Origin of the sequence: Limosilactobacillus coleohominis (assembly GCF_016901675.1) — a bacterium.
Lineage (GTDB): Bacteria > Bacillota > Bacilli > Lactobacillales > Lactobacillaceae > Limosilactobacillus > Limosilactobacillus intestinavium.
The window spans coordinates 1-26,431 of record NZ_JACJKU010000005.1 but is presented as its reverse complement, the minus strand read 5'-3'; the positions used below and the strand labels follow the sequence as shown (position 1 = coordinate 26,431).

General features: G+C 39.5%; 26 protein-coding genes and 2 pseudogenes. 7 read left to right on the top strand and 21 right to left on the bottom strand.

Annotated features, from left to right (window positions below; genetic code table 11):
• Positions 1–77: 77 nt before the first annotated feature.
• The 9 genes from secE to H5975_RS00950 form a co-directional block, all read right to left on the bottom strand.
• Positions 78–257, bottom strand: a complete 180-nt coding sequence (gene secE, locus H5975_RS00990; RefSeq protein WP_178661963.1) for a preprotein translocase subunit SecE — start codon at positions 255–257, stop codon at positions 78–80.
• Positions 258–271: 14 nt separating this feature from the next.
• On the bottom strand, positions 272–421 hold the full coding sequence (rpmG, locus tag H5975_RS00985; protein ID WP_204784515.1) for a 50S ribosomal protein L33: 150 nt from the start codon (positions 419–421) through the stop codon (positions 272–274).
• Between the two features lie 109 nt (positions 422–530).
• Positions 531–1,112 carry a sigma-70 family RNA polymerase sigma factor gene (locus H5975_RS00980; protein WP_204784514.1) on the bottom strand — a complete coding sequence of 194 codons (582 nt, stop codon included), beginning with the start codon at positions 1,110–1,112 and terminating at the stop codon, positions 531–533.
• Between the two features lie 299 nt (positions 1,113–1,411).
• Positions 1,412–2,161 (bottom strand): 23S rRNA (guanosine(2251)-2'-O)-methyltransferase RlmB, encoded by a 750-nt coding sequence (gene rlmB, locus H5975_RS00975; RefSeq protein ID WP_204784513.1) that lies wholly within the window; start codon positions 2,159–2,161, stop codon positions 1,412–1,414.
• Positions 2,151–2,564, bottom strand: a complete 414-nt coding sequence (locus H5975_RS00970) for a Mini-ribonuclease 3 (RefSeq protein ID WP_178661971.1) — start codon at positions 2,562–2,564, stop codon at positions 2,151–2,153. Before H5975_RS00970 ends, rlmB begins: the two co-directional genes overlap by 11 nt.
• A 1-nt stretch (position 2,565) precedes the next feature.
• Positions 2,566–3,975, bottom strand: a complete 1,410-nt coding sequence (gene cysS / locus H5975_RS00965; RefSeq protein WP_204784512.1) for a cysteine--tRNA ligase — start codon at positions 3,973–3,975, stop codon at positions 2,566–2,568.
• Between the two features lie 465 nt (positions 3,976–4,440).
• Positions 4,441–5,580 carry a PIN/TRAM domain-containing protein gene (locus H5975_RS00960; protein WP_204784511.1) on the bottom strand — a complete coding sequence of 380 codons (1,140 nt, stop codon included), beginning with the start codon at positions 5,578–5,580 and terminating at the stop codon, positions 4,441–4,443.
• A 31-nt stretch (positions 5,581–5,611) separates the two neighbouring features.
• Positions 5,612–6,985 (bottom strand): DNA repair protein RadA, encoded by a 1,374-nt coding sequence (radA, locus tag H5975_RS00955; protein ID WP_204784510.1) that lies wholly within the window; start codon positions 6,983–6,985, stop codon positions 5,612–5,614.
• Positions 6,986–6,997: 12 nt separating this feature from the next.
• Positions 6,998–7,534: a dUTP diphosphatase gene (locus tag H5975_RS00950; RefSeq protein ID WP_204784509.1), complete on the bottom strand. Its 537-nt coding sequence runs from the start codon at positions 7,532–7,534 to the stop codon at positions 6,998–7,000.
• A 122-nt stretch (positions 7,535–7,656) separates the two neighbouring features.
• Here H5975_RS00950 and H5975_RS00945 point away from each other — a divergent pair, with 122 nt between their 5' ends.
• The 4 genes and pseudogenes from H5975_RS00945 (at position 7,657) to H5975_RS00930 (ending at position 10,743) form a co-directional block, all read left to right on the top strand.
• On the top strand, positions 7,657–7,962 hold the full coding sequence (locus H5975_RS00945; RefSeq protein WP_204784508.1) for a GNAT family N-acetyltransferase: 306 nt from the start codon (positions 7,657–7,659) through the stop codon (positions 7,960–7,962).
• A 2-nt stretch (positions 7,963–7,964) separates the two neighbouring features.
• Entirely contained in the window at positions 7,965–8,648 is a 684-nt protein-coding gene (gene rpiA / locus H5975_RS00940) for a ribose-5-phosphate isomerase RpiA (RefSeq protein WP_204784507.1), read from the top strand.
• A gap of 93 nt (positions 8,649–8,741) precedes the next feature.
• Positions 8,742–9,356 (top strand): annotated as a pseudogene (locus tag H5975_RS00935) (sugar O-acetyltransferase).
• A 49-nt stretch (positions 9,357–9,405) separates the two neighbouring features.
• Positions 9,406–10,743 carry an aminopeptidase C gene (locus tag H5975_RS00930; protein ID WP_204784506.1) on the top strand — a complete coding sequence of 446 codons (1,338 nt, stop codon included), beginning with the start codon at positions 9,406–9,408 and terminating at the stop codon, positions 10,741–10,743.
• Between the two features lie 75 nt (positions 10,744–10,818).
• On the opposite strand, the gene H5975_RS00925 is transcribed toward H5975_RS00930, so the two are convergent.
• The 11 genes from H5975_RS00925 to H5975_RS00875 all read right to left on the bottom strand — a co-directional run bounded on the left by H5975_RS00925 (position 10,819) and on the right by H5975_RS00875 (position 23,771).
• Entirely contained in the window at positions 10,819–13,341 is a 2,523-nt protein-coding gene (locus tag H5975_RS00925; protein ID WP_204784505.1) for a M1 family metallopeptidase, read from the bottom strand.
• Positions 13,342–13,353: 12 nt separating this feature from the next.
• Positions 13,354–14,229 carry an alpha/beta hydrolase gene (locus tag H5975_RS00920; protein WP_204784504.1) on the bottom strand — a complete coding sequence of 292 codons (876 nt, stop codon included), beginning with the start codon at positions 14,227–14,229 and terminating at the stop codon, positions 13,354–13,356.
• A 1-nt stretch (position 14,230) separates the two neighbouring features.
• On the bottom strand, positions 14,231–14,908 hold the full coding sequence (locus H5975_RS00915) for a 2,3-bisphosphoglycerate-dependent phosphoglycerate mutase (protein ID WP_204784503.1): 678 nt from the start codon (positions 14,906–14,908) through the stop codon (positions 14,231–14,233).
• Positions 14,909–15,145: 237 nt separating this feature from the next.
• A complete protein-coding gene (locus H5975_RS00910) occupies positions 15,146–16,348 on the bottom strand; it encodes a tyrosine-type recombinase/integrase (RefSeq protein ID WP_204784502.1) in 1,203 nt (400 codons plus the stop codon).
• 390 nt (positions 16,349–16,738) lie between these two features.
• Positions 16,739–16,972, bottom strand: a complete 234-nt coding sequence (locus H5975_RS00905) for a hypothetical protein (protein ID WP_204784501.1) — start codon at positions 16,970–16,972, stop codon at positions 16,739–16,741.
• Complete coding sequence (locus H5975_RS00900) at positions 16,969–17,697, bottom strand: hypothetical protein (protein ID WP_204784500.1); 729 nt, start codon at positions 17,695–17,697, stop codon at positions 16,969–16,971. The genes H5975_RS00905 and H5975_RS00900 overlap by 4 nt, the downstream gene beginning before the upstream one ends.
• Positions 17,600–18,859, bottom strand: a complete 1,260-nt coding sequence (locus H5975_RS00895; protein ID WP_204784499.1) for a relaxase/mobilization nuclease domain-containing protein — start codon at positions 18,857–18,859, stop codon at positions 17,600–17,602. Before H5975_RS00895 ends, H5975_RS00900 begins: the two co-directional genes overlap by 98 nt.
• Before the next feature lie 2 nt (positions 18,860–18,861).
• Positions 18,862–19,299: a plasmid mobilization relaxosome protein MobC gene (mobC, locus tag H5975_RS00890; RefSeq protein ID WP_204784498.1), complete on the bottom strand. Its 438-nt coding sequence runs from the start codon at positions 19,297–19,299 to the stop codon at positions 18,862–18,864.
• A gap of 186 nt (positions 19,300–19,485) precedes the next feature.
• Entirely contained in the window at positions 19,486–19,965 is a 480-nt protein-coding gene (locus H5975_RS00885) for a hypothetical protein (RefSeq protein ID WP_204784497.1), read from the bottom strand.
• Positions 19,922–20,095 carry a hypothetical protein gene (locus H5975_RS00880; protein ID WP_204784496.1) on the bottom strand — a complete coding sequence of 58 codons (174 nt, stop codon included), beginning with the start codon at positions 20,093–20,095 and terminating at the stop codon, positions 19,922–19,924. The genes H5975_RS00885 and H5975_RS00880 overlap by 44 nt, the downstream gene beginning before the upstream one ends.
• Positions 20,096–20,417: 322 nt before the next feature.
• Positions 20,418–23,771 (bottom strand): hypothetical protein, encoded by a 3,354-nt coding sequence (locus H5975_RS00875; protein WP_204784495.1) that lies wholly within the window; start codon positions 23,769–23,771, stop codon positions 20,418–20,420.
• 482 nt (positions 23,772–24,253) lie between these two features.
• Here H5975_RS00875 and H5975_RS00870 point away from each other — a divergent pair, with 482 nt between their 5' ends.
• The 3 genes from H5975_RS00870 to H5975_RS00860 all read left to right on the top strand — a co-directional run bounded on the left by H5975_RS00870 (position 24,254) and on the right by H5975_RS00860 (position 25,770).
• On the top strand, positions 24,254–24,679 hold the full coding sequence (locus tag H5975_RS00870) for a hypothetical protein (RefSeq protein WP_204784494.1): 426 nt from the start codon (positions 24,254–24,256) through the stop codon (positions 24,677–24,679).
• Positions 24,680–24,805: 126 nt separating this feature from the next.
• Positions 24,806–25,288 carry a hypothetical protein gene (locus tag H5975_RS00865; RefSeq protein WP_204784493.1) on the top strand — a complete coding sequence of 161 codons (483 nt, stop codon included), beginning with the start codon at positions 24,806–24,808 and terminating at the stop codon, positions 25,286–25,288.
• A 119-nt stretch (positions 25,289–25,407) separates the two neighbouring features.
• The gene (locus H5975_RS00860) at positions 25,408–25,770 is read left to right on the top strand and encodes a hypothetical protein (protein ID WP_204784492.1); all 363 of its coding nucleotides are present in this window, start codon (positions 25,408–25,410) and stop codon (positions 25,768–25,770) included.
• Positions 25,771–25,810: 40 nt separating this feature from the next.
• Here the strand turns inward: H5975_RS00860 and H5975_RS00855 are convergent.
• Positions 25,811–26,431 (bottom strand): annotated as a pseudogene (locus tag H5975_RS00855) (IS30 family transposase); the annotation flags it as partial.

Sequence of the window (26,431 nt, the reverse complement as noted above, 5' to 3'; positions counted from 1 at the left end):
ATAAAAAAACCTCGCTCACCACGAAGTTTTGCTTCTCAAACATTGTAACAAAAAAAGCGGTCATTGACCACCTTATCTTACTTCACAAATGCTAACATCCCGGTTTGAATGATCCAGTCAACTAATGCGAAGAAAATAACAAAGAAGATCGTCAACGAAATAACAACTCCTGTATCTCGCCGGTTTTCTTTCCAGGTTGGCCATACAACCTTATGCATTTCTTGACCAACACTCTTTAAAAATCTGAATAAATGCATTGTTTGCCTCCACACTACCTTGTTTCACGATGAATTGTATATTCACCACAATGTTTACAAAATTTTTTTAATTCGAGTTGCTTGGTTCGTTCTGGGTTAACAGTAACAGTATAATTACGAGTGCCACATTTACTGCACTCTAATCCAACTTTTTTCTGGGACATTACTGTCACCTCCATACTGTTTAAGGTTATCATTTTTTGAAAATGAAAACAACTCCAATCCAACAACCGGGACTGGAGTTGCTACAAACAAGCAGACAAAGTGAGCTAATTATTCATATAAGTATCTCAAAAACTTTTGTCGTGCTCTTTCAAAAGCACTGCGTATTGATAATGGCGAGCAACTTAAACGGTGCGCAATTTCTTCTGGGCAATGGCCAGAGTTAATCATTGTAAAAGCATCACGCTCTAGTAATGAACAACTTTGCAAGAATTGCCGATAAATATAGCGAAACTCACTAGCATCATCAGGACGGAAATGGGCATCAACTAATCGTTGATCGATATGTAGATCCGTAATTGGCTCTACATTTTCAACAGGGATCCGTTTCTTCGCCACTTGTTGACGGTACAGGTCACGAATTTTATTCAATAGTGCCTGCCGTAAATACCAACAGAAACGGACACTTTGGCAATGATTATAGTATGAGCAGGAAGTCCTATATAACACAACCGCAGCTTCCTGTTTCCAATCCTCAAGGGGCAATTCAGTCAAATGAAATTGGTACCATACCTTACAAATTAATGGTAAGTACTGATCATAAAGTTTTGAAAAACTTACTGAATCATGCTCCACCACTTTCTCAATAAGCAAGCTTTCTTGGGCTGTTGATTTAGCATGGGTTTTACTCATGGACTACAACCTCAAACCTCGCTAACAACAAAAGGCCCCCACTTGAAAATTAGTTGCCTAATCATCTCACCATCACAGCGTCATGATGGAGGGTAGCAAATTAACTTTCACATTGATTTACCGGTGGCTTTTCTCCTGCGTTTCGTTCCGCTGTCGCAAAATTTGACCACCCTCGTTTGTTGTCTAGGATAATTTACCAGACTTTATGACTAATGGCAATAGGTAAAACCTTTCACTAATCTAAGGATAAGGAACATTATCCCTTATTCTTTGTTAATTCTGCACTTAATTTTTTTAAATTATTTTAGAGGATGCCGAGAACTGAACCCTTGATAAATTAAAAGGCTGGCAGCCACGCTCGCATTCAAACTTTGAACATGGCCAATCATTGGGATCGTCAGCATTTCATCACATGTCTTCTTCAGTAGAGAAGAAATTCCCTTACCTTCATTACCAATCACAAGAGCCACAGCACCTTTAGCATCCCAGCGGCGGTAATCTGTCCCTTTCATATCAGTACCAAATAGCCATACGCCCCGCTCTTTTAGCTCATTAGCAGTTTGAATAAGGTTGGTAACTCTGGCAACTGGAACATGTTCAATTGCGCCGGTCGACGTTTTAGCAACAACTGAGGTCAGTCCAACGGCACGTCGTTTAGGAATGATAATCCCATGGACACCAGCAGCGTCGGCAGTTCGCAAAATTGACCCTAAGTTGTGTGGATCAGCCAATTCATCAAGAATTAAAAAGAATGGCGCCTCATCATGCCGAGCAGCATTATCAAATAAGTCATCAATTGTTGCATACTTATATGCCGCTACGGCCAACGCAACTCCCTGATGATTTTGATGGTTTACCATCTGATCCAACTTAGTCTTTGGAACATTTGAAATTACTAAGCGACGCTCCTTAGCTAATTTCACTATTTGCGAGATAGCATCCGTTTTTAATCCTTTTTGAATAAATACCTTATTAATTTCTTGATCTGATTTAAGAGCCGCTACTGCAGGGTGACGGCCAATAATAAATTCTGGAGAATCATTGTTCATATTGAATCCTTCCTAGGTCGACCTGTTTAATACACCAAGTGCATAATTCATTCAGCCGTTCCTGTTGTCCTGATAATTTCAAGTAACCCATCAATGCTTCAAACCCCGTCGAGATCCGATAGGTGATTACTGATGTATGTTTGGCGTGTGTATAGCTATTAGCATTGCGTCCACGTTTGAAAAATTCCCATTCTTCATCCGTCAGCTTATCTTGATCTTCCATTAACTTGATCAAGCCAGCTTGCGCTTTAGCAGAAACATACGAAGTAGCCTTTTTTTGAAGACGATTTGGCTTTGACATTCCTAAATCTAATAAGTGTTCTCGAACATATACTTCATATACCGCATCGCCAAGATAAGCCAGTGCAATCCCATTTAATTGTTGAAAATCAGCTTTTGCCATACTATTCCTTCCTATAACGTGTTCCCTGAGGGGTATCTTCTAAGATAATTCCCTGAGCTTTCAAGTCATCTCTAATCTTGTCACTCAATGCAAAATCTTTGTTCCGCCGTGCTTCATTGCGCTGATCAATCAGTTGCTGAATCGCATCATCATCAATTTGGCCAGTAGCAACAATCTTGACCCCGAAAATACTCAATAATTCCTGAAGTAATTTTTGAATGTCAGCAATGTCATCTTGATTAACTGATGCTTGTTTAGCGTATACATTGGCATACTTCACTAATTCATAAACAACCGCAATCCCGTTTTGAACATTAATATCATCATTCATTGCTTCAATAAAGTGTTCCTTAAAATCACTTAACTTGCTTTGAACATGAATTTCACTACCGTCGTGGGCATCGTTCTTACGGTATTCTAAATTATTGTAAGCATTTTGGATATGTTCCAAATTATTCTTAGCATCTGTTAGATTAGCTTCACTATATTGAATTGGCCGCCGATATTGGGTAGTGGCCATAAAGAACCGTAGCACTTGCGGATCAACGTGCTTAATAATGTCGTGAACAGTAATAAAATTATGCAAAGACTTGCTCATTTTTTCGTTGTCTTTACCAATCGTAACGAAGCCGTTATGCATCCAGTAGTTTACAAACTTCTTTCCAGTAGCAGCTTCTGATTGCGCAATTTCATTTTCGTGGTGTGGGAATTCCAGATCTTGCCCACCAGCGTGAATGTCAATTGTATTATCCAAATACTTGGTGGACATTACTGAACATTCAATATGCCAGCCTGGCCGACCTGCTCCCCATGGTGAATCCCAGCTAATTTCACCTGGCTTTGCAGCCTTCCATAGTGCAAAATCCATTGGGTCTTCTTTTTTACCAACTTCGTCTGCACTAACGTGTTCACTTGCCCCAACCTCTAAATCGTCGATTGATTGTCCAGACAACTGACCATAATTTTTGAATTTCCGTGCTCGGTAATAAACATCTCCATCGACAACGTAGGCGTATCCCTTATCAATCAATTTTTGGACAAAATCAATAATTTCTGGAATATTTTCCGTAGCTCGCGGATGCATCGTGGCTGGTTCAATATTAATGGCATTGGTATCTTCCATAAATGCCTTAATATACTTATCAGCTAGTTCTGGAACGGTAATTCCTTGGTCATGGGCAGCTTTTATCATCTTGTCATCCACGTCTGTGAAATTAGAAACGTAGTTAACCTGATAACCAATGTATTCCAAATAACGGCGCACAGTATCAAAGGCAATCGCACTCCGCGCATTGCCAATGTGAATATAGTTATAGACTGTTGGCCCACAGACATACATATTAACCACACCTGGATGGACTGGATGAAATTCTTCTTTTTTGCGTGTTAAAGTATTATATATTTTCAGCATATGCAAAACTCCTTTGTGGGCCTGATTTGATAAGTTAATAGTAACATAATCACTGCAGAGACCTCACTTTTCTCAGAAAAAATTTTGAACTGTAATAATTATTTACTTTTTGGTCACACTTTCTTCACAATCTATTGGTAATATATAAACCGTAGTAGAAATTAACTACTACGTATTAACCGAAACCGATTATTTTTCAATTACTCCTCCCAATAGTAACCGAAAAATATCCTTTACGAAATCTTCCCCAAAGATATTCGTAAGAAGCCGTGGTTCTCCCAAGCCACGGTTTTACTTTAAATCTCCTAATTACTTCTGAAATTGAAATAAAAGCTTTCCCGATTTTGTTTCAACTCTCAGAAGTGCAAATAAGGCCTCAAACGTTTATTTTCCCGAACGTTTGAGGCCTTTTGTGTATCCTTATAGATCCTTTTGATCTGCTAAAGAACTTATCACATAGTTTCTTTAGTCTTGATCATCTTTTGATTGCTTATCATCTTCACCAATTGGCTTGCCAGAATGAAGCGGTCGAGCAAAAATCATCCGCCCTGCATCAGTTTGCAGTGCACTGGTAACTTCAACTTCAATGTTTTCATTCATGTAATAGCGCCCATCTTCAACAACCACCATCGTTCCATCATCCATGTATGCAACACCCTGTTGCCGTTCAGTACCCTTTTTAACGACTGTCACGTGGAGATGTTCACCCGGAATTACCCGAGGACGTAGTGATTTAGCCAGATTATTGATGTTTAATACCTGTACATTTTGAAACTGAATAACTTTGTTAAGGTTCCAGTCATTCGTCACAATCACACCATCAACTTTTTTAGCTAGGGTGATTAACTTACTGTCAACTTCTGGAATATCCTCAAAGTCACCTTCGTACATCTCAATTGGAACAATTTTTTCACTCCGCAGTTTATTTAAAATATCTAGACCACGGCGTCCACGAACCCGTTTAATACTTTCGCCAGAATCGGCTATGTATTGTAATTCATACAAAACAAAATTCGGTACTAATAATGTTCCTTCCAAAAAGCCGGTTTTCACAAGATCATAAATTCGCCCATCAATTAAGATGTTGGTATCCAATATTTTATAGTGATGGTAATTAGCATCCTGCTGTTTGATAACATCACCCGTCTTACCGGTGAGTTCTTTATTATTACCACGTTTTAGCGTTAACAACGTTCGCCAATCATCTAAACGGGTTGTTCCCATTCGGAACCCAAAGTAACTGAAGATAATCATCAGCAAAATTGGAATAATGTTATTAACTACGGGGATATGCGTCCGCCATAGTGGAATAGAAATTAAAATTGCTAAGATCAAACCAATGATTGTCAACAGTGCACCAAAAAATAGGTAGATGGGACTCTTTTTTGTTAAATAATCTTCCACTCGCTGGATCAATTTCAGGACCCAACCAATAGAGATTAATGACAACAGCCAAAAAATAATTCCACCAATTAAAATATCAACAATTACCATCAAGACTGAATTATATTTAACCCCAATGGCTGGCCACACTGGCGGTAGATAATAATAACCCATTGCGGCCCCAAAAACTGTAAAGATTAGTCTAACGATTCCTTTACGCATTTGATGTCCTCCTTTCTTTTTGATCTCCTATCTATGCTAACGCGATTTTCAATGTTTCGCCAATTGTTGTAACACCAACGACCTGAATATTCTTAGGTGGTTCCCAATTTTTGAGATTATTCTTAGGAATAAAAATCCGTTTGAATCCTAACTTAGCTGCTTCTGCCACCCGCTGTTCAATTCGATTAACACGACGAATTTCGCCAGTTAACCCCAGCTCACCAACAAAAGCATCCGTTGGTCGGGTTCCTTTGTCACGATAGGATGACGCAATTGCTACTGCTATGGCTAAATCAATTGCCGGTTCATCTAATTTCACTCCACCAGCCGCTTTAAGATAAGCATCTTGGTTTTGCAACAACAGATTGGCCCGCTTTTCTAACACTGCCATAATCAAGGAAACCCGGTTACGATTTAAGCCCGTCGCTGTTCGTTGGGCATTTCCAAAAACAGAAGGCGTGATCAATGCTTGAATTTCTACCAGAATAGGTCGTGTTCCTTCTAAAGACACGACAACAGCTGAACCATTGGCATCTTTTAAACGCTCTTCCAAGAAAATCTCGGATGGATTTGCTACTTCTTTAAGTCCATTAGCATTCATTTCAAAAATGCCTAACTCATTAGTAGAACCAAACCGATTCTTTACAGAACGCAATATTCGGTAGGTATGGTGGAGATCCCCTTCAAAATACAAGACCGTATCCACCATATGTTCCAGAATTTTAGGTCCGGCTAGGATACCACCCTTTGTAACATGACCAACTACGAAAACGGTAATGTTTTTACCCTTTGCAATCTGCATTAACTGTGCTGTCACCGCACGAATTTGGGAAACACTACCAATCGCTGAAGTAACATCAGTGGCCTGCATGGTTTGAACTGAGTCAATCACTACATATTCAGGATTCATTTCATCAATCGTTGCCCGAATACTATCCATATTGGTTTCAGGATAAATATAAAAGTCGTCGCCAGAAACGTCTACCCGCTGAGCACGCATTTTGATCTGGTTCGCACTTTCTTCTCCTGAAACGTATAGTACAGAGTGCCCTTCTGCACTTAGCTGTCCGGAAACCTGTAAGAGAAGCGTTGATTTCCCAATTCCAGGGTCCCCACCAATTAATACCAGTGATCCTGGAACGATCCCTCCTCCTAAAACACGATTCAATTCGGCCAGTTTTGTTTTGACCCGCGGTGTTTTTTGAGTATCAATTTCATTAATTTTTTGCGGTTTGGCAACAATACCAGTTAAAGTAGTCGTTGGTGTCTTCACTGGTTTTACAGTTGACTGATCGACCTCTTCAACTAATGTATTCCATTGCCCACAATTCGGGCACCGTCCTAAAAACCGTGGTGAAATGTAGCCACAGTTTTGACAAACATAGTGTGTTTTGGCTTTTGCCATTCTCATCCCTCTTTACTTTTGGGTTGAGCCGAAACCACCTTCCCGATCAGCTTGTGGTGTTTCTTCATCATCTGCTGTCAAATAGGGAACAAAGATTCCTTGAGCAATTCGTTCGCCCTTTTTAATGTGGTAATCGGTCAATCCATAATTAATTAATTGAACAAATATTTCGCCTTCATTGGCAGGGTTATCATAATAATCTGCGTCAATCACGCCAATTCCGTTTGGAAGCACTAATCGACGCTTTAAAGGACCACTCGATCGGTTAACTAATAGTAATACTTCATTCGGTTGCATATAAGCCTTAATCCCAGTCGGTACCAAATATGGTTTCAGGCTTTGGTCACCATTTGTAATTTCATCCGTCGTAAGTTGCTTTTGCTGGTGGATTTTCCATAAAGCCTTGATAAAATTACCCTTCCAAATTGATGGAAGCGTAAAATCTTCTGCCGCCTCAAAATCATATCCGGCAGCCTGTTTAGTTTGCCGTTGTGGAATATGCAAACCATCATTTGCCTTTGCTGCAACAACTTTAAAACCCCGTTGCATCTTTTTTCACCTCGTTAAAATTTCATTCATTTTATTGTAACATGAACTCTGCTTGACTTTTATTAATAAACCAGTAACAATTTATTTTGTATCAAATCAAGCAAGAAAGGAATTGTTCAAGGGTGGAATTCAAACTACAAGCTAATCAAATCACTGCGATGACAGAAAACGGTGAATGGGCCGGCGAAGTGAGCTTCCCATTTGTCGACCGCGAGCAACGGCGAGTTGTCGTGGAAAGAGTTTTTGTGGTTCCCAATTTTCGTCATCACGGATTAGCAGCTCAATTAATGGAACAATTTATCGATTATGCTCACCAGCATTCCTATACCGTTAAAATTATGTGTCCATATGCTAAGCAATACTTTAAGTTGCATCCCGAAGCTCAATCCCTTCTCTTGCCGCAAGATCGTTGTTCAAAGGAGTTGTAAAGATGGATCAAAATAAATTAAAAGCACAGGTTGGTAAAGAAGCCGTTAAATATATTGATGATGGCATGATTGTTGGCCTTGGTACTGGATCTACAGTGCGTTACATGGTTGACGCCCTTGGTGAACGAGTACAAAAAGAAGGCTTAAACATTGTTGGTGTTACCACCTCTAATCGGACAACTAAACAGGCCGAATCCTTAGGAATTACTATTAAGGATATCGATGACGTTGATCACATTGATGTATGTATCGATGGTGCTGATGAAGTTGATGATGATTTCAATGGAATTAAGGGTGGCGGCGGTGCCCTCTTATGGGAAAAAATTGTTAATAACGCCTCCACAAAGAAAATTTGGATTGTTGATCAATCCAAGTTAGTTCCACGGATTGGTGACTTTGGTGTCCCAGTCGAAGTCATCCCATTTGGAGCTCAACACGTCTTTAATGCGTTTGAAAAGAAGGGTTACAACCCACAATGGCGCATGGATGGCGATCAAAAGTATCGGACTGACGAAAATAATTTCATCATTGATATTAAGGTCGGTCAAATCCAAGACCCACACGCATTAGCTGAAGATTTAATCCATACAGTTGGTGTTGTTGAACATGGTCTCTTCTTAAATCGGGTAGATGACGTGATCGTTGGTCGCGACAACGGTCCAGAAGTTTTACACGCTAATAAATAATCACCTTGGGTACGTGAAAATGAAGTCGTAAACTGCTTTTTTCACGTGCCCTTTTAATCTCGCTAAATATAAGATTTTCAAGGAGCAAGCTACATGGACGAAAATACTAAAAAGATGTTATCTGGGCAACCCTACATACCAGATACAGACGAATTAAACCACCTTTCCAGTCGAGGACATCAATTGTGCCAAGACTATAACCAACTTTACGATACCGCCGCTGATCAAAGGAACGCTATTATCGACCAATTGTTAGGGCATCATGGTTAGAACTGCTACTTTCAAGGGCCGATTCACTTTGACTATGGCCGGTTCCTATCGGTTGGCGAGAATTTTTATGCTAACTTTAATTTCACCGTTCTTGATACATGCCCAGTAACCATTGGTGACAATGTAATGGTTGGCCCTAATGTCAGCTTGGTTACACCAATTCACCCACTTCGTTGGCAACAACGCAATGCTCGCAAACAGACAAATGGACAATTCACAATCTTAGAATTTGGTGCCCCTATTACCATCGGCAATAATTGTTGGTTAGCCAGCAACGTTACCGTTTGTGGCGGTGTTACCATTGGTGATGGCTGTGTAATTGGGGCCGGTGCTGTGGTTACCCATGACATGCCAGCAAATTCTTTAGTATTAGGTGTGCCCGCTAAAGCTGTTCGTAAAATCACTGCCGAAGATAATTTGGATTCGTTCCCCTACTAATTAAATACGTTATAATAGTGATTAACATCTTTTAAAGGAGTGACTTTTTGTGAGTTTTGAAATTACTGCAAATGATTTGCAAGATTTTGCGCAAGATTATGATAATCGACGTGATTCCGCTATTTTAGAAAATGCGGTGACCACGAATGGTGTTAGAGCTGCTAGCTTTAATTGGCATTCCATTGCTGATGACAGTCCCGTGTTTTCGATCGACTTATCTACTGGCGATGTTACTGACCAAAAGCAATCTGGGCGGTGTTGGATGTTTGCCGCATTAAACACGATGCGTCATGAAATGCAACAAAAGTTCAATCTTCCAGATAACTTTGAACTTTCTCAATCATATGCATTTTTCTGGGATAAGTTTGAAAAGTCTAATTGGTTCTATGAAAACGTCATTAAAACTGCCAAATTAGATATTGATGACCGCAAAGTGGCTTGGCTAATGGAAACCCCTCAACAAGATGGTGGACAATGGGATATGCTCTGCGCACTCATCGAAAAATATGGTGTTGTTCCAAAGACTGCCATGCCTGAATCATATAATTCAAGCCGTTCCAATGAAATTAACGCGGTTTTGAATAATCAGTTGCGCCACGATGCTGTTATTCTTCGTAATATGGTAAACGATGGTGCTTCAGAAGATGACCTAAACGGGATTCGCAAGCAAATGCTTAACAATGTTTTCCGCATGCTTTCCTATGCTTTTGGTAAGCCAGTTACCACCTTTGATTTTGAATACCGGACTAAAAAAGATAAAGAATTTCATCGGGATTCTAATCTAACCCCTCAATCATTCTTTAAGAAGTATGTTGGCTGGAACCTTGATGATTACATTTCAATTATTCAAGCTCCAACAGCTGATAAGGAATATGGCAAGACATACACCATCGACATGTTAGGTAACGTTGTGGGTGGCCGCCAAGTTAAACACCTGAACTTATCAATGAAGGACTTTAAGCAACTTGCTATTAACCAACTCAAGGGTGGCGAAAGTGTTTGGTTTGGTTCTGACGTTGTAAAGTACTCCAACACTAAGCACGGATTAATGGCCCTCAACACTTATGATTATGCAAAACTATTCGATACTGATTTGGATATGACTAAGGCCGAGGCCCTTGATTACGGTGAAAGCATGATGGACCACGCAATGGTTCTAACCGGAGTTGACCTCGTTGATGACCAACCAACCAAGTGGAAGGTTGAAAACTCATGGGGACCAAAAGTTGGTACCAAGGGTTACTTTGTCATGAACGATGCTTGGATGGACAAATATTGTTACCAAGTAGTCATTAATAAGAAGTACCTGAGTGATGACCTTCAGAAGGCTGCTGCACAGAAACCAGTTGTGCTTAAACCATGGGACCCAATGGGAACATTAGCCTAAATATTCATACAAAATAAAAAGACGGTATGACCCAGAACTGATTTACTAATAGTTCTGTCATATCGTCTTTTTTAATTATCGAATTGAACTTTCAATTACTTTATTAACGCTGTCTTTTTCGTTATCTACTAAGTCAACACGACTATTAATTACGCGGATATCCATATTAATCTCACGGGTTAATCCTGGAGTATTGATCTTTGGAGTAAAGAAGTCTTTGAATTCGTTTAATCGATCTATTGTATGGAAAATACCAGCAGTAACGGTGATATAAGTAGCAAATTCCATATCACCACCAACTGTTACTTCTAGCCAGTCCCATTCATTTCGTAACCAATCCCATGCCAACTGCTGACCAGCCGGGTTAGCCAGGACACCACGGTACCAAGCTCGTAAGTCCTGTGGTTTGATCACTTTAGTATTTTCAAACTCGTTCACCACCTTGGTTAACAGTTCTGGATCAGTAAACTTTGTAACTGCGAAGCACAGATCTTTCTTAAGCCCTGGATCAGCAGTTTTTTGGTAGGCACTGATCATTCTGTCAAACAGTTCAGGAGTACCATAATTTTCTGCTTCGTTTTGCAAGACTGCAGGACGAACGGAAGCAGGCAACTCAGCTAATTTATCAACAGAATTAAATAATTCGTGTGCCGCCTTTAGTGAGGCAGAATTCTTTGCATACAAGGAAGCGCTCAGTACGTATGGTCTGGTTAATTGATCATCATTGCTTTCCCCTGCTTCTGGTTGCCAACCGAGTCGCGTTACTTGTTGCTTGCTAATTTGATCAAATAGTTGGCGTAAGTTGTCTTCAAGAGCGGTACCAGGGATCACAAACTTCTTTAGTGAATTAGCAATTTGATACAATGCTGCATTAACAATTGCGAAATGACTGTTACTAAACCACTGCAGTAATGGTACTAGAGTAGCATAGCTAATTTCGCGACCTTCAGCTAATAAACGCAGATCTTGCAATAATTGTAATTGGGCAATGTTATCTAGTTCACCATGATCCAAAATATCGTTTAATAACGTTTCATCATACTTCACAATGAAATGGGAATTATTACCGACATTTAAGCGGAATGGTTGACCATTGTTAGCGCGTAACTCTTGATAATCACCTAAATCAAGGTCTGCTTGATCCATAATTTGTGGTGCAGCATCATAGTTGGCGTTTAACGGAATCTTCCATAACCGTCCTTGATCTTGACCTTGACCAATAAAGAATTGTTGCTGATGTAACTTCAAATGACCATCAATTACATTTGCAGAAACTACTGGGTAACCCGGTTGGTTCAACCATGAATGCATAATTTCACCAATTTGCATTCCTGATGCTTCACCCAGGGCATCCCAGAGGTCATCACCTTTGGCATTACCATATTGGTGAGCAGTGAAGTACTTCTTCAATCCCTTCCGTAATGCATCATCACCTAATAAGGACCGTACCATGACTAACATCCGCGATCCTTTGGCATAAACAATTGCCCCGTCAAAGATTGAATCAATTTCTGCAGGACTTTCTACGTTCACGTGAACTGGCTGTACACCATCGGTTGCGTCACGTTGCAATGCCATTGGGACTTCAGATGTTTGGAACATTTCCCAAATCTTCCATTCTGGATGAATGGCATCTACTGACAGGTATTCCATCATGTTGGCGAAACTTTCGTTTAACCACAGGTCATCCCACCAGTTCATTGTCACCAGATCACCAAACCATTGATGGGCTAATTCATGAGTAATAACAGTGGCTACCAGTTGCTTATTATCAAGGGTGGTGTTATCAGGATCTAACAATAAATATGCTTCCCGATAAGTGACCAGTCCCCAGTTTTCCATTGCCCCAGCTGAGAAGTCAGGCAGTGCTAGTTGCCAAGAGTGTTCCAATGGATATGGAGTTTGATAGAAATCTTCATAGAACTCAATTGCCCGCTTAGCGATTTCCAATGCAAAATCTAGTTCCTTAGCCTGGTGCGCCTTAGTTGCAAACACACCGATCTTGACACCGCTCTTGGTTTCAGTCAATTTCTTTTGCATATCACCAAATGCAAACGCAATTAGGTAAGTGGACATTTTAACCGTCCGCTTAAAGTAGTGGACACCATCTTCGCAACGTTCTTCTGGCATATTGGCAATAATTGTTTCGCCTGGCTGTTCATCGAACTTAATTGCTAAATCAAAGGTCGCCTTGGCTGCTGGTTCGTCCACACAAGGAAAGGCTTGCCGAGCTGCTGTCGTTTCAAACTGAGTCCCAATTAATTCCTTGCTTTCACCATTAACCTCGTAATATGACGGGTAGATCCCCATCATTGTGTCAGTAAGTTTGGCCTGATAAGTGATCTTCACAACTACTTCGCCAGTGGCTGGTAAAGTAATTTTAATGATTTCATTATCATCATCAACTGAAAAAGGAACGTCCTGATCGGACACCTGCACCCGATCAACTTGTAAAAATTTTTGGTTAACAGCAATTTCTGTGGTGTTAGCATGACCAGTAATCGTGGTGACACCCTTGATCATTTTTGATTGACGATTAATATCTAAATAAATTTGGTAATTATTAGGTGTAAAGTCTTCAACTAATCTTTTACTCATTTGATATTCTCCTTACTCAACTACTGGTTTTTCAATTGGTGCTAAGAAGTCTTTAACAATGTCGTATATTGTTTGACTCCAAAAATCTCGTTCGTGATTAGCACCCTTCACCCGGTATGCCTCTACTGAAACCCCATGTTCTTCTAAAGCATGATACATGTCTTCCATTTGGTGATAAGGAACCACCTTGTCAGCATCACCATGCAAGAGTAAAAATGGTGGGTACTTTTGACCGTCTTTAATTTGATATAACGGACTCATTTGACGCTTAATATCATCCCACTTACTTGGATCAGTACCAAACAGTGAGTACTGTAAAATATATGAACCTGGTACCTGAGAAGCATTTTTAAATGTATCTACAACATCTGTTGGAGCAAAGCAACTAACCACTGCATTTACTGCATCCGACTGATCCGCATATTCAGCGGTCTTATAGCGGGAATCATTAGGGGTCAAAGCAACTAATAACGAAGCGTTTGCTCCAGAAGAAGTCCCCCAAATTGCTACTCGTTGAGGGTCAATTGCATATTGTTCAGCGTGAGCCCGTAAGAAGCGGATAGCAGTTTTAACATCTTGCAAAAATGCTGGAAAACTATGACCATCTAATGAATTTCGGTGTTGCACAGTCGCAACAATATAACCAGCCTTAACAAACTGAACTAACTGGGGAATTTCTTCTCCCATGGTGGGTTGACGCCAAGAACTGCCTTGAACGAAAACAATTAATGGTCGCGGATCACTTTTCAAATAGTCGTATCGTTGGGACCAAGGGGCTAAAATATCCATCTTTAATGCTTCACCATCCACTGCTGAATATGTTACATTTTCAATCAGACGAACTTGGCCTTTCATGGCAGCATTGTTGTTAATTTCATGAATTGTCATGCTAGTTCTCCTTTATAATTTCTTTATCTAATAGTGTCAGATGTTCATCAAAGTGGTATACGATTGGCTGTCCGTTAGGCACTTCAACTTGATCAATCTGGTCGTCCGGAACTTGTTCGATGTATTTAACCAATGCCCGCAGAGAGCTTCCGTGAGCGACAATTAATTGGTTTTGATTATCTAACAGTCGTGGAGCAATTTGGTCCTGCCAATAAGGCAAAATCCGCTCCAAGGTCATCTTAAGGCTTTCACTTAATGGTTCTTGAACTCCCAAGCGATCATAACGTCGCTCATGTTTCCGCTGTTTTAACCGCGGTGGAATTTCAGTATAGCCACGACGCCAGCGATGCAAAGTCTCTGCTCCGACCTGCTCTTTGACAAGCGCCTTATTTTGACCACTAAGTGCGCCGTAGTGACGTTCGTTTAAACGCCACGTTTTATGAATTGGGATATATAACTGGTCAATCTCTTCCAGAACGATGTTAGCAGTCATAATGGAACGCCGCATATATGAAGTGTGTACATCGTGAAACAGGTAACCACGTGCTCGCAACTCTTGTCCAACTTTATGCCCCTGCTCAATTCCCAGCGGTGTTAATGGAGAATCACTCCATCCCGTAAAGACATTGTCAAGGTTCGCTTGACTTTGTCCATGTCGAACCATTACTAACGTAGACATTACTTTCTCCCCTTTCGTCATGGCTTTATTTTACCACCTTCAAGTTGAAAAACTGCCGTTATTCATGAATCTCAATAACATTTGATTATCGGAAAACAAGAAAAGGACCATGACTTCCGTCATAGTCCTTTTCTATAGTAGTGCGGCCAAGAGGATTCGAGGTTGCAACTAATTAATCCTTTAGTATCAACGGTTCAGGCATTCAGTATATCCAACTGTGTGCAGAGCGTGTGCATCTTATTCAAGCCAGCTTTTTGCCATTTCGTCATCTAGGTCACGATCGTCTTTTACATAAACGTTCATAAATACTAGCAAAGAATTACCCATTCTTGCTGCAGCCCAAGGATACGACATATCTTTCTTATTAGCTAACTTAGTACATACAGTATGCCGGAAAGAATACATGGAAATATTATCATTCTCTGACTTGATACCTACTTTTTTACACAGTTTATCTAACATGTCGTTCATACTACGCTGATTGATCGGTTGGTTATTTGATGAAGACTTATAATCCCTAATGTTAAGGAAAACTAAGTCTTCTGGGTTGCTTAGCCCGTGCAACTTTAAAAATTTCACTTGTTTCTTATGAAATGCTTTAATAAAACTTAATAGCGACTTACTAATTGGCAGGCACCGGCGTGAATCCCCATGAGGACGTGCCTTTAATGCACCATTGAAAGATTTTGAATAGTCAGACCAACTATCATCAATCACAAAAGTAGTATAATTTTTGAATTGTTCCAAGTTGCGGAAACGTAATGCTTGAATTTCTCCTGGCCGCATTCCTGTTTCAAGACCAATCCAAATCGCTAACTTAGTTAACCAGCGAGTAATTTCTGTATTGCTTAATTCGCTAATAATTTCATCCTTTAAAAGATTCAATTCATTATCATTAAACACATAACATTTGCTACCAATATCAAACTCATTCCGACGAAAAAACACATTAAGCGGTTTTCTTGGAACAGGATTCTTCTTAACAACTTTTCCAACTATAGTTTGAAAATAACTACGAATATGGGTTAAACGACGATCAATCGCTGAAGACTTACGTACTGTCGTGTTATGGTCTTTAACAAACTGACGCGCAAAATCGGCAATAGCTTCAGTATTAATTTGCTTAATTTTTGCCGACCCAAAGTAATGCTCAACTACGTCCGCAGAATAATCCCAATCACGATAAGTAACCGCTGAAACGGATTTTTTTCTTTTATCCACAAACTTGCGAAACTGTTCAGCAAAAACAGCATTACCATCAGCTCGATTAAGCCCATCCTGATAATCGGCCCACATTTGACGTTCCATTGCCTTGGCAGCACGTTTTGTTTTTGCATAACCAATAGGCCAATTCTCACGTTTTCCTGTTAGTTCATTAATCGGCTGAATTCGTACCTGAAATTCTCCTGCATGGTTACCTGTACTCTTTTGCTTGATCATTTTTAAATCAGTTCCTTTCCTTATTAAGAGGAAAGGTTGTACTTACTGATTACCAGTAATGGTACAACCTTAGCCTTTACTTTGTCCACTTTGATTCTTGGTGGTACCCGGCGTTTAATAGCCATTCCTGCACTTCTTTTAAAATGTAATACTTACGACTTGCCGTTGATAGTTGATGGTACGGCATACCTTGCTTTAGCAGACGATACAGCAGAGTGGTGCTTATCCCTAACGCTTTGCAGATTTGCCTGCCATTTAAAATTTCTTTCCCAAACATTTACATCTACCCTTTCCTAGATGATAATGAAGGGGATAACAGTTTGTTGTCAGGAAGCGACTTCCCAATGTTGGTGACGGGGGTTAGTCGCTTTTTTTGTTTGCTGTATAACCTTACAGTTCCAAATCATTATCCTTACCATGCATCTTATTCATCTGACCATCACTAATTGACTTGGAATTGATATTTTCTCTTCCTTTATTTAGTGCTTTAGTTCTTTCACGTTCATGCTTCGTTTGCGAATATTCGTATCGCCAAGCATGAAGCTTTGGTTGATACATAAGGCGCCCCCAAGGCTTGTTCAAGTCAAATAGGTTTACCTTTTGCTTAAAATCGATGTGGATCATAAGTTATCAACTCCTTTGTTAAAAAGCCAACTGATTATCGCAACCGTCATGATAGCTGGTGCTTTCCACCAGCCAGGTACCACAGCCGCTATTGCCAAACCAATAAATAGTTCAAATAACACTCGGTTAATACAACGACTAATGTTGTAATCCAGCATATCGGTCTTAGCAGCATACTTTTCACACTGCTTTGCACGAAAACTGGCGGCATTCTCAGCTTTTTCAGCCTTCTTTTGCGCTTGTTTAACGTCTTTAACCCGCCGCTCTAGTTCATCGTAAACCGCGTCCTTAATTAATCCATCAATCGAATAACCGGTAATCTTGTTCAAGTCGTCAATCACAGAACGGGTTACATCGGTGGTCGATACTTGAATACCACCAAGCAGCAAACTTTTGATTACTCCGGCGATCCGATTATTAGATATGGTGTTGCTCCGTATATTATCGGACATTCCCTTTAAATCAGCGTACATAGCATCATTTGTTCGGGCAACATCGCTCATATTCCTTGTCTGATTATCAAGTCGGATTTGAAAAGCATCAACCTTTTGACTTACACCATTAAGGTTATTTTGCACGCCCGCATTAAACGCGATGTTTTGGGTATCAACTGCAGTCTTAATGACTTCATTCCCCTGGTTCCGGACCGTCTGGTTGATGGAATCTGTTGACTCCTTCAAATCCTGCTTGTTGACTAGTGCTTTGGCTTGCTTCTGGGTCAGCATTTGGATTGACACATTGTCGACTTTCTTGCCGACGGCTTTGACGCTTTCGTTCAGTTGTTCGTTCGTCGTTGATTTCTTCAGTTTCGGTGGCAAGTTCGTGCTGCCGAAGGTGTTCTTGCTGTCGGCGTTGACGGTTGACTTCTTGTTCAAATCGTTTGATGTCGTTGTTACTTTTTTCTCTGACATTGTGATCATCCTTTCTTTTACTATTCTTGTTAACTGATTTAGGTTGATAATCTGATTCGATTTCAACCTGTTTCTCCCAATAATTAATCAAAGCTGACTTGGTATAACCAACACCCAAACCGCGTGTAGATAAAACGCTGCCGGTTTGTCTATCAATCCGTTGGTAAAAATCACGCACGCTTAACCTTTTAGTCCCTTTCGCTGTTTTAATAACTTGATGGTATGTCCATGCTCTGCCCTTCTGGCGTTCAGTAACTGTGATGCCATAAGTCTGCAGAACGGCTTTGAAATCTGTCTCATTACTGACTTGCGATTTAACGTTATCAATAGTCTGTTTTAAGCGTTTGTTCCATGCTGATTTGGTAACTAACTTATCAACATCATGCCGTGTTTTGTTATTACTAAAGGGATTCTTCCATTCACGACCAGTTGCCTTTTCAAAATTCTCTTCCATATAAGTATTCAAATTCTTACGTAAGTGAAAAACCGAAAAGCGGTTAGTTGCTACCGTCCTTCCATCACGCTTAACGGAATTAACAATTAAATGGACGTGTAATTTACCATCACCGTCATTTAACCCTCCGGGGCCGTCACATTGAACACAAATTACTGACTGCGCATCACCAAAATATTGACTGGCGAATCCCTGAATTAACTTCAGTGCTTGTCGCGACTGTCCAGCCAAGTCACTGGTATCAAATTCGTTTTTACTAAAAGAGACAACAACCGATTGACATTGGTACTGCCGGTGTGGGTTGTATGCTTTCTTTAGTGACTGATGGAATTGTTCTTCAAGATATGGTGCTGATTGTACATTACTAATCTGACCATCTGCGTCATGTAACAGATTAAGATTGGTTCCCGAAACAGCTAGTGCCCGTTGATTTGTTTTCGAATTATTGTGTGCAGATCCCTCCAGCACATAACAAATGCGATTGTAGCTGCTATGACAAGCTCGGCTTTCTAATACAACCATTTTTAAGCACCCACCTTTTGCTTAATTGTTTCAATTAACTGGTGGAGTTCCGGAACTTGCTGATTAACTTGCTGGACATTTTTAACGATCCAATCCCAGCTTGGTTGATTGTCCGGATCATTTGAATTTAACTTATTAACACCATACGCAATCTGGTTAACGTTGTTTGCAATCCCGGTGATTTGTCGCAACAGCGCTTGAGTGCTAGCACTAATGTCTTCCATTAATGCTTGTTTCTGCAACTCATCTTCAATCGATTCACCATTGTTATCAGCAGCCAATTTGATCAGCATACGTAACGTGCTCGAATTATTATCAGCCTTCAGTTTTCTTCGTACTAACCAAAATTTCCGAAATTCTTTATTATTCATACGTACTTGCACCATGTGATTCTTCGTGTTGTCATTTTCCAATTCCGGATCTAAGTTATCTTCAACCATGATCATTTACCTCCTCACTATCACTAACATGATTAACGCTCGTCGGGCCGCTCTGCATGTCACACATGTTTTAAGCGGCGGGCAAGTAGTTAAACTTAGCTGTAAAACAGCTCGTTACTACTTGCAGGGGGATACCCCCTTGCCCCCCCTTCACCGGAGTACGAATCCTTTCATTGATAAAAGTCATTATTGTTTCACTTTCTTCCTATTAATATTCAATTGCTTTTTCTTCCAAACTTTCCAAAATTCGTACAACTCCCACCTAGATAACATAGGGCTGCCATTCCCATACTCGAAAAGCAGGCTGACACCAAAGTTGTCTTCTATATCAGGTGCGTTGTGTGAACTACACATATCGCGTTTAACATACGTGCAATATTCTCTTGCCACATCACGCCATTCAGGATCAACAGCTAAAATGTTGTATTCGGTATCAAACTTCATCAAAACGCGCTTTGCTGTTTCCGGTTCATACAAACCTTGATCAATCATTTGGTTAACACCATTTACGTATTTATCCAACGTTGTAATCGTTTGGGGAATCATTTCACCTGCTCGATTTAGGTAATCTTCCAATTCGTTAAATTGGCTCACCAACGTATACCGTGTTTCGCCCACCAAATTAATCAGGTTCATCAAAAATACGACATTCATCTTCGTTTTCATCGTTTAGTACTCCTTTCACTGATTCATCCTTTTTACTGTCATCATCTTGCTCATCTGCCACATTCGGATCGTAATATTCGAAGTCCACAACTTCTCCAGGTAGAATTGGACCTAAATCAAAGTCATCCATGTCCATCGCCTCGCTTAATTAGATTACTTATGACATTATCTTTTTAATATCATGCTACAACAAACGATCTTACATTATGTCAACTAAAAATCAGCTGTTCATAATAATTAATTAATGGTGGTTAATTCTGAACGTTAACCGTTGTATTACAGTAATCACAGCCCTTCCATTCATAATTATTTTATTATTTTATTTTCTAACTTTATTTTAGAACAACTTGAACACCAATATGTTAATCAAGAATCAAAAATGACAACTGCTGACATCCAAAAACCACCCACTTCAAAAAAATACGCTCCACGTAATGTGGAGCGCTTATTACCTATCTATAATCACCATTGGTTGCGTCCAACGGATTTAAATATTGGTTACGGTATTTGCACATATATGGAACTGCAACCTTATCGCCTGCTTTAATTGCCTTCTTAAATCGGTAAATCTTGTCTTTGTATTTACGATCGGCTTTGTCTGATTTACTTATATGATTAAGCACATAAACCATGTCATCATACTTGTCCGAATCATCCAAAGACTTCTTGTTACCAAAGCTGTATGTTTCCATAGTCTTCAAATAACAATCAAATCGGTCATTTGAACGCATAATGTTAAAACGGTCGGTTAGGATTTTGCTACGTTTCTTCCAATTATTATGTTCGTCATTATCTTCAAAGAATGTCGTCAAGAAACCGAACCCTTGCCAATCATCAAACAGCCATTGGTCCGGTTTGCAGGCACAGTCGTACTGCAAATTTATCCAAACAGGGACCGTTGGAACATAAAGTAACCCCATCCTGTGATTTAGTGTTCCGTATTTCATCGCAGTAAGATTAACAAAACGCTGAGATCTTTGGTGGATTGCAATAACGCCCTGGTTTAATAAGTCATATACTTCTTTGGGCGAATAGGTATTAGAACGAATAGATGCCATGGCATTGATTGAACCATTTAAAGCGCCGTTAAAACGCGTTTTTGTATTGAAAACCCAGGTTGAGTCATCCCAATCCTTTGGGTCAACACTACTATCCGCGAATTTCCTTTCGAATCCAGCTTTAGTCCCGATAGCTTTCAAGACCTGGCGATAATGTTCCGGAAGCTTGGCATTAAACAACTTATTTACACCGTCAAAGTCGAACTTAATACCAGGTTTTAAGACAGCCCCTTCACCGTCCGTAGTGATATTTAAAGGTATAATGTTATCACCATAAAATTCTTGTAAAGCATCATATAGGTGATTAGCCAGATATCGGGTAATACTTGTGTATGTACTTGCAATCAGCGGGTCTGTGATTTTGCTTACGGGCATTTTTTCCATGCGGTTAGTCTGATAATTACGGGCTTGTTTAGTGGTAACAGCCTGGGCAGATTTACCGAAAATCACATTGCCAGCAAGCTTCCAAAATAATTGTTCCCCATCGTATTTAAGATATTCACTACTGCCTTTGGGATAACCGTCACGTTTTCTTTTTGCTAGATCACGTTTTTTGCGAAAATCAAATTGAGTCTTACCGTATACATTTAATTGCTTCCACGTTTGTGCGGGGATAAAGAGCGAATGTACTTTGATGCGGGCACCATGCTCATAAGCATTGATTACATCAATTAATGGAAGTGAATTACTGGACTGATGTTTAACATAAATTGGTGACCCAGTGCCCTTACCTTTTTGACCATCACGCATAGGAGTAGTGATGATGCCTTGATAATCGTCAGGATAATCAATATCAAACTCCCCGCATCCCATTACAAAGGGAAAACCAGCAAGTTTCTTTAAATGTTGATAAATGACATCAAAAGAATATGAGCACTCGCTCAACTCAACAAACTTACGCCCTATATCTGTTATCTGATGGCTCTTCTTAGCATTATAATTTAGGCAGGGCATTAGAATTCCAGCAGTGTTATAAGCAGAAGTCAAATCAAGATCCACGACGTTTCCATAAATGACCAAGCAACCGAAAGCGACATTATAACCGCCAAAGAAAGATTTCCTTGCCACTTCATAGCAATCCCGGTAACCAGTCTTGACACAAGCCAAAGGGTCTTTCTTAATATCACTTTGGGAATATTTATCATCATAAACTGACTGTTCAGGATGTTTTTTCAGTTCAGCCGCAACCTGGTTCATCGCGTATTGTCCTGTAGTCACAGGAAATTGACTAAAGTGATTAAAGTTAATATGGTAGGAACTGGCTACAGCTTGTAGAAACTTGATGGGTATTTCGGCATCATGGAAAACGTATTTTAAATAGGTATCTTTATCATCATGAAGTAGCTGCTTCATGTGTGACTTGTAAAATCCCCGAGGATGACCAGTTTTCACGTCATAGGCTTCTGTATCCAGTTTTTGAACGCCTACAATTCCCCCAAGGCTTTCCAAATTACCCTTTGGTGCTAGTAATCCAGCATCACGTATAGTCAATGTTATATGACAACCAGATTTACGATTATTGACTTCACTTGGCGTTTTGACTTTGAAGCAAAAATAATGATTAGTAAAGATATACTGTTTACGAAGTACGGTAATATCCATATGCTTTAGATTCCAACCTTTCAGGCAACTTATATCCACTCCCAAAAAGTAACCAGTCAACAACATATCTAGCCGATCTAACATTAATTGTTTGCCCTGCGGAACTGGATATCGTTCCTCTATTAAAGATGTAATCAAGGCAAAAAACCTGGTAAAGTTAAAGCCTTCTCCAGTAAGATTAAAAATTGACCCCACAATGTCTATTTTGTTCTTGTCAGGTCCAGTCTTATCTGGAAACCAGATACAAAAAGCAATGTTAATCACATCATCAAAACTGCGCGGCGTATTTGATTCTTCTTCAGCAACTTTATCAATCAACTTTAAGTCCTTAGCATTATCATGCGGTTTGTGGTGGATATCCCACTCCGCATCAATACTGACCACCGCGCGGACTTTACGGATCGTGTTTTCATCATCACCATAATTTCGACGCGGCTTGCTAACACCTTTGAAGAGTTTCTTAAGGAAATCAACCTGTGCGCTTAGAAATTCTTTTGGATCGTCGTGGGATTTTTCGTAGTAGGGATCCAAAATCCCTAAGACTGAATTGTGCGACACCCAAAAACCGCGATTTGAAGCGGATTGATAATTACTTAAGGGTGACACCATTTTAGTTGGTATCACCTTTTTTGGCTTTTCCCCAAGCATTTTTAAACCATCTGACGTATACAGCATTGACATCAATAGTTCCCGATAATAACTAACAATCTTATTTTGTGAGTTCAATAATTCGAAATTTTGCTGACGCAGTCTTTTTTGTTGTCTTGAAATCTTGGATAAGGTAGCCAACTTACTATTATTTTCCTGAATTTGACAGTAATTCTCAAAGTAGTCTTCTGACATAACGATCAAATGCTTTAGCTCGGTTTCAGTGCCGAAAGTAACGCATTCGACTGGGTCAACCAACTTTTTTAAAGAGTCAGCATCACCTTTAGCAGATTCCTTGATATAAGGTTTCAACCGTTCATTAAGAAACGGAACTACCTTTTGTTTAACCTGCTCGAGAAACGAATTTTCCCAGACATAAGCTTTCGCAAACAGGTTATGTTGTTTTTCCCTTGCAGTTGTAGCCATATATGGTTGCGACGAATACTCGTTGGGAGCATTCTGTAACACCAACTCACGCTTTATCTTTTTACGTGGCATTGGCGACCACCTCTTTCTTTTAGATTTTTATCCGTGAAAGAGAGGTATAATGAAATTGTGTTTAACATATGGTGCTGGACACATATAGGGTTTTATCATTTCCTCAACCTTCACGGTTGTAGGAATACTGATTGGGCATTATCCACGGCGGTGGGTAATGCCTTTTTTATATTCCAGTTCCAATCATAGAATGTATGTCATCTAAAAGTGCTCACCCAAAAACCTCTGGAAAAATAAAACGGAAAAAAGGCCGTTAAACGACTAAAAAGTTGAAATTTTAAAGTTTAATTTTAACCTCAAAATTTTTAATTAACGTCATTACTTAATTTGTATATTAAGTTAGCAAAATCATCGTAAAAGCACAAACTTTTAATACTAACATTTTGTTAATTACAAATTTATGACTAAAAATCGTTTTACAAAGGTGGCTGTCGCCACGCTTGACCTTGTGTAAAACATTTACACAAAGGAGAATTTGGATAATGAAATACTTTACGCGTGGAGAAATCATTAATCGAATAAAAACCAGTCTGGATGATTACGATGACAGCAAAAATATCGGTGACTTATTCGATGGCCTGTTTAATAGCGATTACTACATCATTGGTAGCTATAAAGCTGCTCTAGCGTTAGATAGTAATTGGCAAGCTGATTGGTATGATCTACTTACGCAGTATTCGGTGGACTTACCTGGTGTTTTCGGTGCTTTGCAGTTAGTACGACATTACAACGAGGACACGATAGGAATCGAAGACATTAGTATTGATGAGTTTCTAAATCCGGAAAAAATTGCTAATCAAGTCGAATACATCCTTGCGGCGTATCAAATGGACAAAATACTAATATCAAATAATCTGGACTATGAAAGTCGCTTGACCAAGCACGTTAAAGCCTTGTTATTAAAGTAAAAACGACCCCGTGAAGGAGCCGCTTTTGTGCAGATTTCTACTATTAATATAAATAACTAATTACTAGACATAATTTCAGCTTGAGCTGAGGTTATGTCTTTTTGTGTTTTAAAGGAGTAAATACTTATGAAGACTAGTCTGTTAACTAAAGGAATCAATCAATACTACCAACGTAACCGTCAAAATAAATATGGGAATTCATATTACCTTATGGCCAAAGATAAAGCCCCACTTGATGTTCTAAACGACCACTCAAAGTTTTTAATAACAACTTTTGATGGAAAAGATAATTATATTGTTGTTGGCGATTGTCGTTATTATCTGAATCAAATCAATTCTATTAAATGTACGCAAAATGAACGAATCCGGTTAGCCATTGTTGACTTAAATGAACTGGTTAAAACGAAATCTTATCCGTTTAAAAGTCAATATCGTAATAAGTTCACAGTTGAATTTAGAACGTTCGACGAATTGCGTTCATTAGCAAAGGGTCAATGGGAGGCTGGCGGAACTCCCTGGATCCATCAACAGGCCGTTTACAACAAAGATACTGGTAAATGTAGATACCTGTATGAATTGTCTTGCGGTAAGTTAGATCAGCTTGCTTAATTTTCAAACAAAAAGAAAAAAGCCCTTGCTCCGTGCAAGGACTTCTCTTTTAACGGCACCTAGAATTCACCGTAGTCATAACTAATAACATGTGAATAAATTATTGGGAGGTATCAATCATGGATTTAGTAAATAAAATCAATGACCAATTCAACTCTGATTTCGACCTGGATGAGGACGATTGCTTTGAAATGATGGGAGCAGTGGTCAAACTGTTCGATAATACAACTTACAACAATCTTCCTATTAATCAGGTCACTAAAGACTTAGTAGTAATCGCTATAAACTATGGACAACCAACTGTTGGCGGGTCCCGATGTGATTATGCTATCAGTGACCTTCTAAATGCCGTGGAAAACCACTTTCAAATTACGAGTATTAAACCAAATTATGTTAAATTGCTTAAACAAGAAATTAACCAATATGCGTTAAATCCTGATCGTGAACATCGCCAATTATCGGCTGTTTTGAACCAAATTTAAAAGTAGATCATTGAGATTACCAGATATGCACGACGAATTGTCAAACTAAGTGCAACGGTTCTTCAAAAAATACCTCACATGGAGTTTCATAGTTTAATACTTTTCTTGGACGTCGATTTAGTTGATACTGACAGAAGTTGACGTCCTTTTCTGTGTAATTATCAATATCGAACCCTTTAGGAAAATATTCTCTAATCAGACCATTAGTATTTTCATTAGTGCCACGTTGTTCTGGCGAGTATGGATCTGGCCAATAAATAGTGACTCCTAAGCGTTCTTGGACTTCGTCCAAGCTAAGGAACTCTCGACCCCGGGTATACGAATTCTTTTGGAATGGAACCTAGAAGATCTATTAATCCTTGATTAACATCACCGGTTTCCTTATGATCTATCTTTTTGATCAAAACCAACCGACTTAAACGATCAACCACTGTTAAAAGAACTGAATGTCCTGTTTTTCCCATTATGGTATCAATTTCCCAATCACCAATACGTTGACGATCATTAATAAACTTAGGACGATCATGAATTGAAAGATAATTAGTTTTTGGCTCCTGATGTTTTCTAGTGTTTTTAGGATGACGTGTACGGTGTTTATGTCTTAAATGTCTTTTAATTCCCGTATCACCGTGTGACGAGAACTTCTCACCCAAATTATGCT

Coding starts and splice junctions, on each gene's coding strand:
- secE (WP_178661963.1), bottom strand. CDS start 257: ATGCATTTATTCAGATTTTTAAAGAGTGTTGGTCAAGAAATGCATAAG.
- rpmG (WP_204784515.1), bottom strand. CDS start 421: ATGTCCCAGAAAAAAGTTGGATTAGAGTGCAGTAAATGTGGCACTCGT.
- H5975_RS00980 (WP_204784514.1), bottom strand. CDS start 1,112: ATGAGTAAAACCCATGCTAAATCAACAGCCCAAGAAAGCTTGCTTATT.
- rlmB (WP_204784513.1), bottom strand. CDS start 2,161: ATGAACAATGATTCTCCAGAATTTATTATTGGCCGTCACCCTGCAGTA.
- H5975_RS00970 (WP_178661971.1), bottom strand. CDS start 2,564: ATGGCAAAAGCTGATTTTCAACAATTAAATGGGATTGCACTGGCTTAT.
- cysS (WP_204784512.1), bottom strand. CDS start 3,975: ATGCTGAAAATATATAATACTTTAACACGCAAAAAAGAAGAATTTCAT.
- H5975_RS00960 (WP_204784511.1), bottom strand. CDS start 5,580: ATGCGTAAAGGAATCGTTAGACTAATCTTTACAGTTTTTGGGGCCGCA.
- radA (WP_204784510.1), bottom strand. CDS start 6,985: ATGGCAAAAGCCAAAACACACTATGTTTGTCAAAACTGTGGCTACATT.
- H5975_RS00950 (WP_204784509.1), bottom strand. CDS start 7,534: ATGCAACGGGGTTTTAAAGTTGTTGCAGCAAAGGCAAATGATGGTTTG.
- rpiA (WP_204784507.1), top strand. CDS start 7,965: ATGGATCAAAATAAATTAAAAGCACAGGTTGGTAAAGAAGCCGTTAAA.
- H5975_RS00925 (WP_204784505.1), bottom strand. CDS start 13,341: ATGAGTAAAAGATTAGTTGAAGACTTTACACCTAATAATTACCAAATT.
- H5975_RS00920 (WP_204784504.1), bottom strand. CDS start 14,229: ATGACAATTCATGAAATTAACAACAATGCTGCCATGAAAGGCCAAGTT.
- H5975_RS00915 (WP_204784503.1), bottom strand. CDS start 14,908: ATGTCTACGTTAGTAATGGTTCGACATGGACAAAGTCAAGCGAACCTT.
- H5975_RS00910 (WP_204784502.1), bottom strand. CDS start 16,348: ATGATCAAGCAAAAGAGTACAGGTAACCATGCAGGAGAATTTCAGGTA.
- H5975_RS00905 (WP_204784501.1), bottom strand. CDS start 16,972: ATGATCCACATCGATTTTAAGCAAAAGGTAAACCTATTTGACTTGAAC.
- H5975_RS00900 (WP_204784500.1), bottom strand. CDS start 17,697: ATGCTGACCCAGAAGCAAGCCAAAGCACTAGTCAACAAGCAGGATTTG.
- H5975_RS00895 (WP_204784499.1), bottom strand. CDS start 18,859: ATGGTTGTATTAGAAAGCCGAGCTTGTCATAGCAGCTACAATCGCATT.
- mobC (WP_204784498.1), bottom strand. CDS start 19,299: ATGGTTGAAGATAACTTAGATCCGGAATTGGAAAATGACAACACGAAG.
- H5975_RS00885 (WP_204784497.1), bottom strand. CDS start 19,965: ATGAAAACGAAGATGAATGTCGTATTTTTGATGAACCTGATTAATTTG.
- H5975_RS00880 (WP_204784496.1), bottom strand. CDS start 20,095: ATGGATGACTTTGATTTAGGTCCAATTCTACCTGGAGAAGTTGTGGAC.
- H5975_RS00875 (WP_204784495.1), bottom strand. CDS start 23,771: ATGCCACGTAAAAAGATAAAGCGTGAGTTGGTGTTACAGAATGCTCCC.
- H5975_RS00870 (WP_204784494.1), top strand. CDS start 24,254: ATGAAATACTTTACGCGTGGAGAAATCATTAATCGAATAAAAACCAGT.
- H5975_RS00865 (WP_204784493.1), top strand. CDS start 24,806: ATGAAGACTAGTCTGTTAACTAAAGGAATCAATCAATACTACCAACGT.
- H5975_RS00860 (WP_204784492.1), top strand. CDS start 25,408: ATGGATTTAGTAAATAAAATCAATGACCAATTCAACTCTGATTTCGAC.